This window comes from Alphaproteobacteria bacterium LSUCC0684 (genome assembly GCA_041228335.1).
Classification (GTDB): Bacteria; Pseudomonadota; Alphaproteobacteria; order Puniceispirillales; family UBA1172.
Window position 1 is genome coordinate 1,756,245 of sequence record CP166130.1, and the last position, 14,651, is coordinate 1,770,895.

At 56.4% G+C, this 14,651-nt stretch carries 17 protein-coding genes; 14 read left to right on the plus strand and 3 right to left on the minus strand.

Going from position 1 to position 14,651, the window contains the following annotated elements:
* The first annotated feature begins 10 nt into the window (after nucleotides 1-10).
* The 12 genes from AB8880_08420 to AB8880_08475 all read left to right on the plus strand — a co-directional run bounded on the left by AB8880_08420 (nucleotide 11) and on the right by AB8880_08475 (nucleotide 9,354).
* A complete protein-coding gene (locus AB8880_08420; GenBank protein XDZ64949.1) occupies nucleotides 11-1,702 on the plus strand; it encodes a flagellar hook-length control protein FliK in 1,692 nt (563 codons plus the stop codon).
* 23 nt (nucleotides 1,703-1,725) lie between these two features.
* Nucleotides 1,726-2,307: a flagellar basal body-associated protein FliL gene (gene fliL, locus AB8880_08425; protein XDZ64950.1), complete on the plus strand. Its 582-nt coding sequence runs from the start codon at nucleotides 1,726-1,728 to the stop codon at nucleotides 2,305-2,307.
* Between the two features lie 23 nt (nucleotides 2,308-2,330).
* Entirely contained in the window at nucleotides 2,331-3,305 is a 975-nt protein-coding gene (gene fliM, locus AB8880_08430; protein ID XDZ64951.1) for a flagellar motor switch protein FliM, read from the plus strand.
* Nucleotides 3,306-3,333: 28 nt separating this feature from the next.
* Complete coding sequence (gene fliN, locus AB8880_08435; GenBank protein ID XDZ64952.1) at nucleotides 3,334-3,666, plus strand: flagellar motor switch protein FliN; 333 nt, start codon at nucleotides 3,334-3,336, stop codon at nucleotides 3,664-3,666.
* Between the two features lie 154 nt (nucleotides 3,667-3,820).
* Entirely contained in the window at nucleotides 3,821-4,249 is a 429-nt protein-coding gene (locus AB8880_08440) for a hypothetical protein (protein XDZ64953.1), read from the plus strand.
* Nucleotides 4,250-4,308: 59 nt separating this feature from the next.
* On the plus strand, nucleotides 4,309-5,031 hold the full coding sequence (fliP, locus tag AB8880_08445) for a flagellar type III secretion system pore protein FliP (GenBank protein ID XDZ67051.1): 723 nt from the start codon (nucleotides 4,309-4,311) through the stop codon (nucleotides 5,029-5,031).
* Between the two features lie 26 nt (nucleotides 5,032-5,057).
* Nucleotides 5,058-5,324 carry a flagellar biosynthetic protein FliQ gene (locus AB8880_08450; GenBank protein ID XDZ64954.1) on the plus strand — a complete coding sequence of 89 codons (267 nt, stop codon included), beginning with the start codon at nucleotides 5,058-5,060 and terminating at the stop codon, nucleotides 5,322-5,324.
* Nucleotides 5,324-6,154 carry a flagellar biosynthetic protein FliR gene (fliR, locus tag AB8880_08455; GenBank protein XDZ64955.1) on the plus strand — a complete coding sequence of 277 codons (831 nt, stop codon included), beginning with the start codon at nucleotides 5,324-5,326 and terminating at the stop codon, nucleotides 6,152-6,154. Before AB8880_08450 ends, fliR begins: the two co-directional genes overlap by 1 nt.
* Complete coding sequence (flhB, locus tag AB8880_08460) at nucleotides 6,147-7,292, plus strand: flagellar biosynthesis protein FlhB (GenBank protein XDZ64956.1); 1,146 nt, start codon at nucleotides 6,147-6,149, stop codon at nucleotides 7,290-7,292. Before fliR ends, flhB begins: the two co-directional genes overlap by 8 nt.
* Before the next feature lie 14 nt (nucleotides 7,293-7,306).
* Nucleotides 7,307-7,543 carry a hypothetical protein gene (locus AB8880_08465; GenBank protein XDZ64957.1) on the plus strand — a complete coding sequence of 79 codons (237 nt, stop codon included), beginning with the start codon at nucleotides 7,307-7,309 and terminating at the stop codon, nucleotides 7,541-7,543.
* 228 nt (nucleotides 7,544-7,771) lie between these two features.
* Entirely contained in the window at nucleotides 7,772-8,509 is a 738-nt protein-coding gene (locus tag AB8880_08470) for a hypothetical protein (GenBank protein XDZ64958.1), read from the plus strand.
* Nucleotides 8,510-8,544: 35 nt separating this feature from the next.
* Nucleotides 8,545-9,354 (plus strand): hypothetical protein, encoded by an 810-nt coding sequence (locus AB8880_08475; GenBank protein XDZ64959.1) that lies wholly within the window; start codon nucleotides 8,545-8,547, stop codon nucleotides 9,352-9,354.
* 647 nt (nucleotides 9,355-10,001) lie between these two features.
* Here the strand turns inward: AB8880_08475 and AB8880_08480 are convergent.
* Together AB8880_08480 and AB8880_08485 are read right to left on the minus strand one after the other, a co-directional pair.
* Nucleotides 10,002-11,159 (minus strand): OmpA family protein, encoded by a 1,158-nt coding sequence (locus AB8880_08480; GenBank protein XDZ64960.1) that lies wholly within the window; start codon nucleotides 11,157-11,159, stop codon nucleotides 10,002-10,004.
* Between the two features lie 39 nt (nucleotides 11,160-11,198).
* Nucleotides 11,199-11,960 (minus strand): motility protein A, encoded by a 762-nt coding sequence (locus AB8880_08485; protein ID XDZ64961.1) that lies wholly within the window; start codon nucleotides 11,958-11,960, stop codon nucleotides 11,199-11,201.
* A 157-nt stretch (nucleotides 11,961-12,117) separates the two neighbouring features.
* Here AB8880_08485 and AB8880_08490 point away from each other — a divergent pair, with 157 nt between their 5' ends.
* A complete protein-coding gene (locus AB8880_08490; GenBank protein ID XDZ64962.1) occupies nucleotides 12,118-12,615 on the plus strand; it encodes a DUF1566 domain-containing protein in 498 nt (165 codons plus the stop codon).
* Here the strand turns inward: AB8880_08490 and AB8880_08495 are convergent.
* Nucleotides 12,593-12,853 carry a hypothetical protein gene (locus AB8880_08495; protein XDZ64963.1) on the minus strand — a complete coding sequence of 87 codons (261 nt, stop codon included), beginning with the start codon at nucleotides 12,851-12,853 and terminating at the stop codon, nucleotides 12,593-12,595. The two genes, AB8880_08490 and AB8880_08495, sit on opposite strands and share 23 nt — an antisense overlap.
* A 289-nt stretch (nucleotides 12,854-13,142) precedes the next feature.
* On the opposite strand from AB8880_08495, the gene rpoN reads away from it, so the two are divergent.
* The gene (rpoN, locus tag AB8880_08500; protein XDZ64964.1) at nucleotides 13,143-14,633 is read left to right on the plus strand and encodes an RNA polymerase factor sigma-54; all 1,491 of its coding nucleotides are present in this window, start codon (nucleotides 13,143-13,145) and stop codon (nucleotides 14,631-14,633) included.
* Nucleotides 14,634-14,651: the final 18 nt, after the last annotated feature.

Here is a 14,651-nt window from a genome sequence, read left to right on the forward strand (position 1 = left end):
CAGAAAGCGCATGACGACCATCAGCACCATTCCAGCCAGAGCGGCTGATCTTGCCGTGGATTCAGGCAGCGTGGAAAACACCCCGATGGATGGTGCTTTCGCCATTTTCGCCGCCGTGCTCGCCACCATGTCCGCCCAGGAAGAGGCCCTGGAAGAGAATGGGCTCACAACAGGCACGGACGCGCCCGAACTCAATGCCGAAGACCTGCTTGACCAGATCATGGCAGATGAAAGTGTAAGTCCCTATATCGATCTCAAGGACCGCAAGGATCTGCTGCCACTCCTGGACAAGATACTCGAAAACCCGGACCAGATCGCCTCCATCGTCGATCTTGAAGACGTGCCAGCCATCTGGGCAGATCTTGCTCAAGCCAGAATGAAACAGGAGATGCCAGCGGATACGGCCGAAGCCATGATCCCAGCGCCAAACTCAACACAAGTGGCAGGGCAAGGCCTGGCCGCTGAAAGAATTTTCACCGCCAGCTTGATCTCAACACCGGTCTCTGCCCCGCGGGGACGCTACGATCAGCCCAGAAACCCGGTGCAGGCGCTGGCCGCGATCATCCGCAAGATCACCCCGCCGAAAGCGCAGGCAGAAATTGATCCTTCTGTCTACGGCCCGTTTCCGAAGAACAGCGCCGCTGCCGATGCGGTGAAAGCCCAACTACAAGCGCATAAAGAGATCAATCCGGTGATTGCCACGACCGAAGGGAAGATTGCCTCTTCTCCGGTTTCCGCCGAGACGGCCGCCCCGCGCGTGACCGACCATAAGGTCTATGGTCCGTTTCCTGAAAACAGCACCGCTGCCGATGCGGTGAAAGCCCAGCTACAAGCACATAAAGAAATCAATCCCGTGATTGCATCCGCCCCGCGCGTGACGGACCCTGCGGTTTACGGCCCATTTGCGAAGGAGGCCGCCGGTACCGACGAGGTGAAAGCCCATGTTCAGAAACTGGACGCGCCCGCGCCGGGCGTGCCGGAGGTGCCGTTTGTTAAACCTGCCCTGCTGAAAGCCGCATCCCTCCGGATGACGGGTGCTGCCGCCGATCATGAAATGCTGGCCGCGGAAAGCCAGGGTTCAACCCAGCAGGCATCGAGCCTGCGGCCGTCCCTTGCGCCAAATGGTGCCCATAACCCTGCCCAGGCCAGCGCCACGACCTTCACCATGTCGGGCGGCGAGAACGGCGGGCAGTTCAGGCAGAACCAGCAGTCGCCGTCCGGTCTTGATACTCGGATGGGGCTTGATCAGGGCCGTGACGCACGGCTCTTTCGTCTCAGCGTATCGGATCACGGCTGGCAGGATCGCCTCATCCGGCATATCCATGCCAGCAGGAATGACGGTATGGATGAAAAAATCACGGTTCAGCTGCAGCCGCGGACACTTGGACGGCTGACGCTCAATATCAGCGTCATCGGCAACACCACCTCGGTGCAGATCGTGGCCAGCACCGCCGAGGCCGCGGCCATGCTCCAGGAACAGGAAGCAAAACTCCAGCAGGCCTTTGATCAGAACGGCCTCAGGCTCAGCAACATGCAGACCTCAACCCAGCACGGGGGACAGCAGCAAGGTCAAGAGGCAGGCGGCCGCAACACCCGCAAGCGCGAGGCTGAAAACGCCTCCAAGATGGCATCATCCGATGAGAATTCATCGACTAAAATACAAGAAAATGCTAATAATGGTCAGATCAATATCCTGGCTTAGCATCGCAATATGAGGACATTGCTATGGCAGACGAAAACGACGAAGAAAAGAAATCCGGCGGCCTGGTGCCCCTGCTTATCAAGATCGGCATCTTCAGCGGCGTGCTTGTCGTCGGGCTGGTTGCCGGGTATTTCATTTTCAGCCCGGGCGGTGATGTCATCGAGAAGGAAGAGCTCGAGCAGATGATCGAGCGCAGCATCGTCGAGCGCGAGGAAGCCAAGGCGGCGGAAGAAGAAGCCAATGCCGACCCGTCGAAAGTGGCAAAGGAAACCCCTGAAGAGGAAACCTTTGCAACCATCTATTACGAGTTTGCCGGCACCTTCACCACCAATCTTGAAGGGTCGCGCAAGATGCTCCAGATCGGGATTGCGGTTTCAACCCAGTATGATGATACCGTGATGCAGAATGTCGAAGCCCATGAACTTGGTCTGCGTTCCGCTATTCTGAACCGGATCGGCAGTTTCACCGAAGACCAGATCAAGGGCGAGGCCGGCCGCAAGATGCTGACCGAATCCCTCAAGGAAGTGCTGAACAAGGAACTCGAGGAACTCGAAGGATTTGGCGGCATCGAAAAAGTGCATTTCACCTCCTTTGTATTGCAATAAGATCAGATGAGACGAGGCCGAGAGTGACATCGACACGCAAACTTAGCTCAAGCGAAGTGAACGCCCTGATTGACGGCCTTCAGCAGGAAGGACCGAGCGGCGGCGCCGAAGCCGATGTGAGCAGCAGCGCTGAAGTGCGTTCCTTTCAGTTCGGCTCGGATGATCTGTCGCTGCTCGGGGATTATTACGCGCTCAGGATGCTGAACGAGCGGTTTTCGCGTCTTGCCCGCAGTGTTTTCCTCCCCATGCTGCGGATTCAGCCGCGGATTTCCTCTTTTCCGCCGGAAGTGAAGACGTTTGATGAATATATCGCCGATGTCGACAATTTCCTCAGCCTTTCCATTTCCAAGATCGAAGAGTTGCGCGGCAGCATGATGCTCGTGCTCAACCCCTCTTTCATCTCGATCCTGACCAATTCCTTTTATGGCGGCAAGATTTCGACGCTGAAAAACAGGCGCAACGAATTCACCACCACCGAAGAGCGGGTCATCGAACTTGTCAATGAAGGGCTCAATACGGCGCTGGAAGAAGCCTGGAAAGATCTGACGCGGATCAGCATTCATCCCAGCACCCGTGAGGTCAACCCGCAATTTGCGTCCTTCGTGGATGGAAGCGATCTGGTGATCATCTGCTCTTTTGTGGTGCAGTTGCCGAATGTGGAAGCGGCAACCTTCGATATCATCTACCCGCTCCAGACCCTGAAGCCGATTGCAAGCCAGCTCAGGTCACGCGTCCAGACCGATATGGTGGACGACAACAAATCCTGGCGTGAACGCATGGAACAGGCAGTGCTTGAAATTCCGCTCAAGATTGTTGCGCGGCTGGGCGAGCCAACCGTTTCAATGGGCAAACTCATCACCCTCAAGCAAGGCGACAGTTTCCCGATGCAGATCAATGACGGCGTTGATGTCCTCCTCGAAGACAATATCATCTTCACCGGTGAAGTCGGTGAGATCAATGGTCAAGCCGCCGTCAAACTGACCGCCGCGGTAAGCTAGGTTTTTTCGATCAGAAAAGGATAGGATCATGGCCGAAGAAAACGAAACCGAAGATACAGAAGCCAAAGCCGAGGCCCCTGCAGGTGGCGGTGATCGCGTCAGTGTCGACAATCTCAGGGTGCTCGAGAATATCGACGTCAAACTGACGGTTGAAGTCGGCAGCACGGAAATCCGGATACGAGATCTGCTGCGGTTGAACGAGGGATCGGTGGTGGAACTCGATCGGCTCGCCGGTGATCCGCTTGATATTCTCGCCAATGGCACGATCATTGCCCGGGGCGAAGTTGTCATGGTCGGGGAACGGTTCGGGATCAGATTCAGCGAAATCGTCTCACCGGAAAAACGGATGGAAAATCTCTGACCGGCCCGGGGCAAAGGCGTCGGTTTTCTGACAGCCCAACTGAAAACCGGCCTTTTTTTAATAATTTTTCCAATATATACAGATAGTTATAATATAGTTTTCTGATCTGGCATGGGTTTTGCCTTGCCTCTTCCATGTAAGTGGCGGGGTAACCATGACCAATATATTCGCAACAAACCAGTTTCTCATTGTCGGGCTTTTCCTGATTGCGCTGATTGGCCTGATGGTGCTGGTGCGCCGCTTTAGGGACCCGCTGGCCTCGCAACTGGGCGGCCAGCGCCGGATCAAGCTGATCGAGGATACTTCCATCGGCGCGACGGAACGCATCAAACTGGTGACGATTGACACCATCCAATACGCCATCATCACCTCCAAAAACCAGCAGCCGGTGGTCGTCCCGCTTGAAGATACCGGAACAGATGCACGCAAATCTGCGCCGAAACCTGCCGCCTTGCCAAAGGCGACGCCGACCCGATCCCAGGCCGGGGCGGAAGATACGGGCAGGAATTCGATGGCAGAGCCCTTCCTTCAGGCCATGAAAAAGGCCCGGTCCCGCAACCCGCTTCTGGGATTTGACAAATGAACATGACGCCCAAAATCATGACTGCCTTCGGCGCTGTTCTGGCAGCGGCGTTCATCTCCATGAGCCCGGCGCTGGCCCAGAGCGGCCTTGATCAGGGTTTTGGCGGCCTGCCGGCGCTGACGGTCAGCGATAACAGCAACGGCACGGCCACCTATTCGCTGTCGCTGCAGATCCTGATGCTGATGACGGCGCTGACGGTGCTGCCTTCGCTTGTACTGGGGATGACGTCATTCACCCGGGTGATCATCGTTCTTTCCCTGTTGCGTCAGGCGATGGGCACCCAGCAGACCCCGCCCAATCAGGTGCTGATCGCCATTGCGATGTTCCTCACCTTCTTCATCATGGCGCCGACCTTCACCGTGATCTACGATGAATCTCTCTCGCTTTACCTTGACGGCAGGATGGATGCGCTGACCGCGCTGCAGACGGCGAGCGTCCAGCTCAAGGCGTTTATGATTGAAAATACACGGATCAATGATTTGTCCATGTTCTCCGAAATGGCGGGGGATGAGCCTTACGCCAGCAATGCCGATGTGCCGTTTTCCGTGCTTCTGCCGGCGTATATCACCTCCGAGCTGAAAACCGCCTTCCAGATCGGCTTTCTTCTGTTCCTGCCCTTTCTGGTGATCGACATGGTGATCGCCTCGACGCTGATGTCCCTCGGGATGATGATGCTGAGCCCGATGCTTGTCTCCCTGCCCTTCAAGTTGCTGCTTTTTGTGCTGGTGGATGGCTGGGCCATGACCGTCAGCTCGCTCGTTGCCACCTATTCTGTTCCTTAACGGCCTGTCGCAAAGGATAAAGACCCATGAGTTTTGACCAGAATGTTGATTTCCTGCAGATGATGTTCCTGCAGATTCTGATGACCGGAGGCCCGCTTCTGGCCGTGGCGCTCGGGATCGGCCTGACCATCGGCATTATCCAGGCAGCGACCTCGATCAACGAGATGACGCTAAGTTTCGTGCCGAAACTTGTGGTGGTGCTGATCGTCTTCGGGCTTCTTTCCGGCTATATGCTGAACAGTCTGTCCGCCTTCTTCACCGTCACCTTTGATCAGATTGTGGCGATCAGGTGATGATCAAGGAAATGGTCATTGCCGGGGCAACCGACCCCTCCCTGCCGGGTCTGGATCTCCAGATCGTCATGGCCTATCTTACCAATTTCTTTATCAGCAGTCTTCGTATTGGCGCCTTCATGATAGCGGCGCCGTTTTTCGGCTCGCGCTGGGTGCCGCTTCAGGTCCGGATCATCATGTCGATTTCGCTGGCCACCGCCATTGCGCTCAATGCCCCGCTTCTGCCGATGGAGGTGGTGGCATCGATGCAGGTGATTGTCATCATCATGGCGGAAATCAGCATCGGGCTTGCGGCCGGGCTGATCATGACGATCTTCTTCGGTGCCGCCATGCTGGCCGGGGAAAAGATCGCCTCTTCCTCGGGGCTCAGCTATGCCGCCCAGATCGACCCAAATGCCGGTGGCCAGACACCCGTGGTGAGCCAGATCCTCTATCTCTTTCTGATGATCGTATTTGTCAGCGTTGACGGCCATCTGATCGCCATCCGCTCGATGCTTGAATCCTACCGGATCATGCCGGTGGGGTTCAGCCCGGATACCGAAGTCATGGTCAGGTCCGGGATCGCGGCGGCGGGGTCGATGTTCTTCGCCGCCACCATGATCATGGTGCCGATCACCATGATCCTGCTTTTCATCAATGTGTCGATCGGCATTGTCACCCGGGCGGCGCCGCAGTTGAATCTCTTTTCCTTCGGGTTTCCGATTTCGCTGATGGGTGTGTTCGTCATTCTTTATTTTTCGGCGGATTTCCTCGGCGTGGCCATGGTCAATCTGACCGATGAGGCGATCCAGCACCTGCACCAGATGATGGGAGATATGCACCATGGCTGAAGAAGACGACAGCCAGGAAAAGACCGAAGACCCCTCCCAGCGAAAACTGGATAAAGCCAGCGAGGAGGGGCGGGTTCTTTCATCAAAAGAGATGTTTGTCTTTACCGGCATCGCCATGGGCTGGGCCCTGATCTCAACCATCCCTCTTTACGGGCAGTATATGCTTGATATCTGGTCGGATCTCTTTGTGCTTGATCACGCCGAAATGCTGGAAGGGCTGTGGCTGACCAAGGTCCGGTCGATTTACTGGTCTTATATCGTCTTCATCCTGATCACCGGCGTGCCGATGCTCATCATCGTTCTCCTTACCCAGGCCGCGGTCGGCGGAATCAATTTTGCGCCAAAGGCCATGGCCTTCAAGGGAAACAAACTCAACCCGATCAAAGGGCTTGGGCGGATCTTCTCCATGAAAGGGCTGGTGGAACTGGGCAAATCGCTGCTCAAGGTCATTCTGCTTTTTACGATCGTCGGGGTGTTCATTTCCATCTTCATGCCAACGGTGCTGCCCTTGGCGCAGAGCACGCTCAACCAGTCCCTCATGGTGATGCTGCAGGGATTTCAGTATCTCCTCGGCGCCATGGTTCTGGCGCTCCTGATCATTGCCGTGATCGATTATATCTGGCAGCGGCACACCCATATGCAGTCGATGCGCATGTCGAAAAAGGAAATGAAGGACGAGATGAAGGAAACCGAAGGATCACCCGAAGTCAAGGCCAAGATCCGGCGCATGCAGATGGAACAATCCCAGCAAAGCTCACGCCAGCGTGAGGCGCTCGAGGATGTCCGCGATGCCACGGCGGTGATTGTCAACCCGACCCATTTTGCCGTGGCCCTGCGCTATGTCGCCGAAGAGGGCGGCGCGCCGGTCATCCTTGCCATGGGCAAGGGCGTGCTGGCTGAACGCATCATCGAGCGGGCAAAAGAGCATCATGTCACCATCTTCCAGAGCCCGCTGCTGGCAAGGGCGCTGTATTTCACCGGGAATATCGGTGCAGAAATCAGCGAAAAACTATACAATGCCGTGGCGGTGGTGCTGGCCTATATCTACCGCGTTGACCGGGGCGAAATCATGCCCGAGCCTGAAGTTGTCCTGCCGCAGGACATGATGTTCGACGAACATGGTCAGGCGTTGAACTGATAGAGGGAAGACATATGCCACGTTATCGTCACCACAGCCTCGGCGAGTTGATCAGCACCATTTCCTTCTTTGGTGTTGCCGTCTATCTGACCCTTTCGGGATTTGACTGGAAGGATGGAGGGGACATGATGCGGGCCTGGCTTTCCTGGTTTGCGGCCCTGCTCTGCTATCTCGGGGCGATGCGTTTTCGTCTGGCGCAGATGGCGATGAGGTACCAGCAACGGAAAAGGCGGCGAGACGATGCGAAATAAACCCCGGAGATCCGTTGCGGAGACCAGAAGGCGGGTGAACTGCTTTGACTGCATCCATCATTACATCACCTATGAGACACCGCGCCCCTATGCCTGCCGGAAATTCGGGTTCAAGGGGCCAAGGCTGCCTTCGATAACGGTTTTCGAGGTGACTGGCACGGAATGTGCATATTTTGTCAAGCAACAGGTTTCTGACACATCCGGGCAGAAGACCATAAGGAGACGCAGATGAGCATGCGACCAAAGGAAATTCAGGACAGCATAAAGCTGGCGCTTGATGCGGCTGATGCGGCAACTGATGTAACCGCGGAATTCAGCAAGATCAAAAACAGCAACAGGACGCTGGAGGAAAACGTGAAAAAGATCCATCGCGCGACAACCATTATCTTTTTCAGCGCCGTGACCGGCATGCTGGTAGCTTCGGTCTTTGCCGGGCTGATCTATTTCCGGACCATGTCTGATCTCAAATCGATCACCACCACAAGCCGTGAAGCCCTGGTGGTATTCGCCGAAAACGTCAATCAGGTGAACAATACGCTGAACAGTCTTGAATCCGCCCTCAAAACCCAGGAATCGCTCGTTGCCCAGAATAACCAGCTGATCGTCGAGCTGCAGTCGCTGAACGAAGGCATCACCCTCACCCGCGACAGCATCGTTGCCAGCATGAAGGCCACCTCCGATGCCGTGCAGGCCAGCAATAAATCCATGTCGGTTTCGGTCGCCAAGGGGATCAGCACCGAGATGAGCAACCAGAACAGCAAACTTCTGGCCCAGATCAAATCCATGGAAACAAAGACCATCGAAGGTATCACCACCATGGCAAGCGGCATGGATGACGGCCGCCAGCTGAAAGCGATCTACAGTCGCCAGGGTGAGTTGCTCGAGCTGCTCAATGCCATGGTTCGGCAGAATATGGCGATCGTTCAGCAGATCGAAGACAGCAAGAACAGCATCAAATATCCCTGATTTTCTGATATCCTTCCCGAAAAGGGGGTTGGCACATGCTAGATGAAAACCCGGCAATGGACGCGTCAGCCCGCCCGGATGACACCCCGACAGGCGGGATGGCCCATCAGAGCAGTTTTCTGACGATCAAGGAAGTCAACACCATCTCCCGGGCCAGAACATTGCGGCTGGCCGTCGGGGATGTGATCATCGGCACCGACAGCCAGATCTATCGTGGCGGCATCATCGAATTTCAGACCGTCATGGAAGAATGCGATGAGGAAAATGGCGTTCTGCTGACCATCTGGCGTGATGGAGCGATTTTCCATGTCATCGGGTTTGGCCCGCTTGGGGTGACGCTTGAATTTGCCAGCCCGGAGAATATCGAGCAGATCAGCAAGGATCTTGAAAACTTCACCTTCCCGAAACGAGAGGAACTTTCTGTTTTCGAAGTGCTGCGAAACTTTGCCAGGCGATGCGAGATCATTGATACAAGCCCTTCACAACTGGCTTTTATCGCGCCGCCGCTCTGGCTTATTCAGCATCGGCTTATCGAGCCTCTGATGGCGGTGATGGCGATCTATGCGATCACTTTTGTTGTTCACTGGGCTCTTTTCATCATCGCCTATATCCTGATGTCGCTCTATTTCAAGCGTGGATATCTCATGATGCTGCGCAGTTTCATCATCTATAAAGAATATCAGATGTGGGTGGTCATCGCGGCAAGAGACGTTAAGGAAGTGCAGCAAATCTGCCGCAAATTCGACCCCAAGACACGGTTCAGGAACTCGCAGGTCGGCGAACCTGTCATCGAAGAAACCGCACCAAAGAAGAAACGCCGCAGATCTTCCATCCCCGGAATGTAACCCCGGGCCGCCGCCCCGGAATGCAGCCCCGACTGACATAGCACCCTGGCATATCGCCGGGGCATATCGCCGGGGCATAGCGGACGCCTTGCCTCCCCTTCTCAATCGCTCACCCGGGTATTCAAGGCCCGGATTCTGCCTTTCGCGCCCAGCTTCCGGGAAGGCCTTTCCGGCGCATGTGTTTTTCCGGCGGGAAAACGCACCTCCAGCCAAACCAGCCCAAGGGGTCAAATCAACATGGCCGTAAGGCCGCCGGTTCCATTTCAACCGCTGAGATGTGGCCATCCCCACGGCAGCTGCCATGGACCGGCGGCCTTCGGGGAGATGGGCTATCAGGAATGGGTATCAGGCGGGTAGGACCAGAGGGGCGGGGGATCAGAGGTGGGGGGGATCAGAGGCGCGGGGGATCAGAGGCGGGGGGGGGATCAGGTATGGAGCACGCGGGCCTGCCCCCTCATCCGACCTGCTCTCGCTAAATCTGCCCCCTGCCCTCGGCGAACCTGCCCGGCAAAGTATTACCAGCGCGGCGGATCAGCCCCCGGCATTCCCTATGGGCCAGACGAACCCCCAGCCCTGACAGGACCGGGGGAGAGGTCATGCGTCAAACGATGCCTTGAGTGGATCAGGCCATGCCGGGCGCGGCCTGATCAGTAGTTGATCTCAATCTCGATACGGCGGTTCTTGTTGCGACCTTCGGCGGTATCGTTGCTTTCAATCGGCTGGGTTTCACCGAAGCTGATCGCCTCAAGCCTGCCGGCGCTGACGGCACCTGTATCCTCGAGCGCCTGGACCACGCTGGCGGAACGGGCAGCCGCAAGATCCCAGTTGTCGCGGAAGTTCGAGCCGAAGATCAGCGGCACATTATCGGTATGGCCCGAAACCTTGATCTTGCCCTTGCTGTCGGCGCTGGCACCGGCGATCTTTTCCATGATCTCTCTGGCTTGAGGGGTCAGGGCCGCCGAACCTGAAGGGAAGGCTCCGCCTGAACCGACGGTGATAATCACCTTGTCATCGATGCGTTCCACATCGACCAGCCCCTGATCGATCTGCTGCTTGAGCGCGATTTTGAGCTCATCTTCGGCGATTTCAGCCCGGCGATTGGCATTTTCAGCCTTTTCCGCCGCCTCGGAAGCGGCATTGGCGATTTCCGCCTGCTGCTGCTGGGCCTGTTCGGTGGCGGCGATCATCTGCTTGAGTTTCTGCTCAAGCCCGCCAAAGAGCACGTCCTGATCTGCCTTGCCCGCGGATTCTTTGGCCGCTTCAAGCGCGTTCAGGGTTTCTTTGAGCATCTGGGGCAGATTCTGCTGTTCGGTGTCGGTTGCGGTGAAATTGACCACCACTTTCTCACCGAGGGTTTCGACCTCGATATCGCCGCGGGCGATGGCATCTTCAAGAGCTTTCAGGATATCATCGGCACTGCCATCCGTGCCTTCGCCGTCGTTGCTCTTCTGCTGCACGTCGAGATCAGGCTTGGTCACATCGGTTGTCTGCTGGGTCATGTCGTCGGTCAGCGACGGCGCCGGGGACGGGCTGAAATTAAGGGAAAGGACGGTGGTGCCCTTTGGCTGTTCGACAATCGGGATGATCCGCTGGACACCAAAGGCATTTTTCAGCGAGCCGGAAATCTGCTTGAATTTCGGCACGTTGAACTCGGCAAAAGACAGGATGAGAACGAAGAACGCCATCAGCAGGGTTGCCATATCCGCAAAGGTGGCCATCCATGCCGGGGCCCCGACAGGGGGGCATTTGGGGCATTCTTCGTCCTGCTGTTCTTCTTCAATAGCTTCTTCGGCTTCAGCTGCCATGATGCTACCCTCGATTGGTTCCGGATTGCGGCCGCAGCATTACGCTGCCGCCACGCTTTCCTGCAGTTTCGGCGGCAGGTTGGCGATCATCTGATCCTGAATATTACGCGGGGACTCGCCGCGGGCGATATTCTTGAGCCCGATCACCACCATCTCGCGATAGACGGTCTCATAGGCGGTGTAGCCCTCAAGCTTGGTGACCATCGGCGCGAACATGATATTGGCGATAAACGCCCCGTAAAGCGTTGTCAGCAAGGCCACCGCCATCGCCGGGCCAATCGCCTTCGGATCCGCCATGTTCCCGAGCATGAGCACGAGACCGATCAGCGTGCCGATCATCCCCATGGCCGGGGCCAGATCCACCCAGGCCTTGAGCACGCCCTGGTTGGCTTCGTGGCGCGACCGCATCGCCTTGATTTCCTGATTGAGCTGGGTGGTCAGTTTGGACTCATCGGCGCCATCGACCAGCATCTGCAGCCCTTTGGAGAAAAACTTGTCCGGCACATCCTGGCCTTCAAGCGCCATCATGCCGTCTTTACGGGCAATCCCCGCAAGCTCGACCATGCGGGTGACCAGTTCATCCTGTTTTTTCACCGGCGGCAGAAAGACTTTGGCCATCACGCCAAAACTGCCGAGAAAGACCCCGAGCGGGGCGGTGTACATCACCGCAAAGAACGTCCCGCCAAAGACGATGAGAATGGATGGCACGTCAATAAAGGGCCCGACGCCACCACCGGAGATCATCGCCCCGACAATCATGCCGACCGCGCCCAGAAAACCTACTAATGATGCAATATCCATAGCTAAAAACCGTGACGTTCAAGTAAACTCAGCCAGTGATCCTGCAATAATGATACCAACCTGAAAAGGAAGGATGAAAATGGTCCAAAATTTGCAGGTCCCCTCTTGCCGGTTCTACTATATAATAGAACACTAATGTTGAAAATGGAGTGTATCCATGAATTCATTCCAGCGTATTGCGTCGAAGGTCGTGCTTGCCGTGCTGGTCTCTGTGAACAGCCTTTCGGTGTCTTCCGCCTCTGCTTCAAGTGTCTTCATGCCGCGCGAGCATCTCGTGATCGACCTCAGCCATGGGGTGGAGTGGCTCCGCTGCAGCGTCGGCCAGAACTGGAACGGCGAAACCTGCATCGGCGAGATTGTCAAACTCAACCAGGAAAGCATCAAGGAAGCCATCCGCCTTGCCAATGAACAGCTTGGCGGGGAATGGCGGCTGCCGTCGCTGGCCGAACTCAAGGGGCTGATCTGCATGGAATGCGGGACGGTGAAGATCGATCAGGAGGCGTTTCCCAATACCTCACCCGAACCTTACTGGACCGGGGAGACAAACCCCTACGCCTCACGTCATATGTATACGGTGAATTTCATCAACGGCTATACCTATGGCCGATTTTTCCCGTTTCAGGAGATGGCCGTCAGGCTTGTTCGTGATCGCTAGACGCCTGGCGGCGTTCACGTCGCCACAAGAAGAGCTTGACGGCAAAACCGGCACCGCCAACAACCCAGATCGCCAGCGCCGCACCTTCCGCCGTGATAAACTGCAGATACTGCATCTTGTCGGTGGCGAGCAGGCCGAGAATGACCATCATGAAAACCGTCAGCATGAAAAGCCGGATGATCCGGCAACGCTGGCATCCGGTGTAACGGCTTGGTCTGGTCCGGCTGAGCGTGATCATCTCTTTTGTTTTCCTCGTGCTTGCCGGGTGCAAGGCCCGATGCGGCAGATCGGCCCCAATACCCGGAGCTTCCCGTCCCGATATGCAAGAACAATACCATGATTGCGGGCCAGAGGGAGGTTGAAAAATTGACATTATGTTAATAATAAATTAATGAATAATTATTATCTTACTGAAATATAATTATATTTTTATTCTTTTTTTGACAAAATTGCTCGTCAAATATTCTTTTTTGAAGGCCTGATTATTTCCCCCATGCTCTCCATAAAGACAACATGTGGAGGGTATCATGCAGTTGAAACCAGTTATCAGGGCACAGCAGAAACAATCGCTCATTATCACTCCCCAGTTGCAGCAGGCCATCAAACTGCTGCAGATGACCAATCTTGAAATCCGGGCCTTTCTTGAAGAACAGGCGCTGGAAAACCCTTTCCTCGATGTCCGCGACGCCAATGCCGACAAAGACAGTGCGGCCGATGCCCGGGATATGCCCGATCAGGCCGAACCTGCCGATCACGACATGCCGAGAGACGTGGCCGACATGACGCCGGGCAACAATGCCCTTCAGGATGACCCGACGGCGCATGCCGATCTCGACAACCGGTATTCTTCGCTTGAAAACATGCCTGCCCGTTCCGCGTTTGACGGCGAAGCCGAGGACATGATGGCGCGGCTGGCCAATCCGGATGATGGCCTGCATGCGATGGTGCTCCGCCAGATCGACCTTGCCATTGACCCCGGTGACCGAGCCATTGCCTATATGCTCACCGATCTTCTGTCGCCGACGGGATGGCTGGACCAGCCGCTCGATGAGATCGCCGCCAGCACCAGCATCAGCCTCGAGCGTCTTGAGGAGGTTCTCAACACACTGCAGGAACTTGAACCGGCGGGGATTTTTGCCCGCAGTCTTTCGGAATGCCTCGCGCTGCAGGCAAAAGACAACGGCGAATATGATCAGGTCATGGCAACGGTTCTCGACCATATCGAGCTGTTGGGCAAAGGTGAGATCGCCGCACTTGCACGCCTCGCCGATTGCAGCCAGGACGATATCCTTGACACCCTGCGCCTGATCCGCAGCTATAACCCGAAGCCAGGTGAAAGCTACAGCAATGACCTGCCGCCCCTGGGTGAGCCGGATGTGCTTGTCCGCCAGACCAAAGACGGCTGGGCGGTGGAGCTCAACCGGTCCACCCTGCCAACCATCCATATCCGCGAGAATTACGCCAAGGATATCGAGAAAACCCTTGAGCGCAAGCGCGACGAGAACAGCAGCGATTTTATCGGCACGGCCATCGGTTCGGCCCGCTGGCTCAAGCGCGCGCTCGAACAGCGCAACATGACCACCATGAAGATCTGCGCAGAGATCATCCGCCTGCAGCAGGATTTCATGAACCATGGCCTGGATGCGCTGAAACCCATGTCGCTCAAGACGATTGCCGAAGCCGTCGGCATGCATGAAAGCACCATCAGCCGGGTGACAAACGGCACCGTCATCCACACCCCCCGGGGCACCTATTCGCTCAAATCCTTCTTCAGCGTGTCGATTGCCACCGACGACGGCGACGAAGGCATGGCCGCCACCGCGGTCCGCAACAAGATCAAGAGCCTGATCGAAGCCGAAAGCCCGAACAAACCGCTCAGCGACAACGATATCGCCGAGGCGATCAGCGATCAGGGCATTACGCTGGCGCGCCGTACCGTTGCCAAGTATCGGGAGATGATGCGTATCCCTTCCTCGTCGGAACGTCGTCGTCTGGCACGGATGAAGATGATTGGCTAGGCCCGCAAGGCCCTGCCC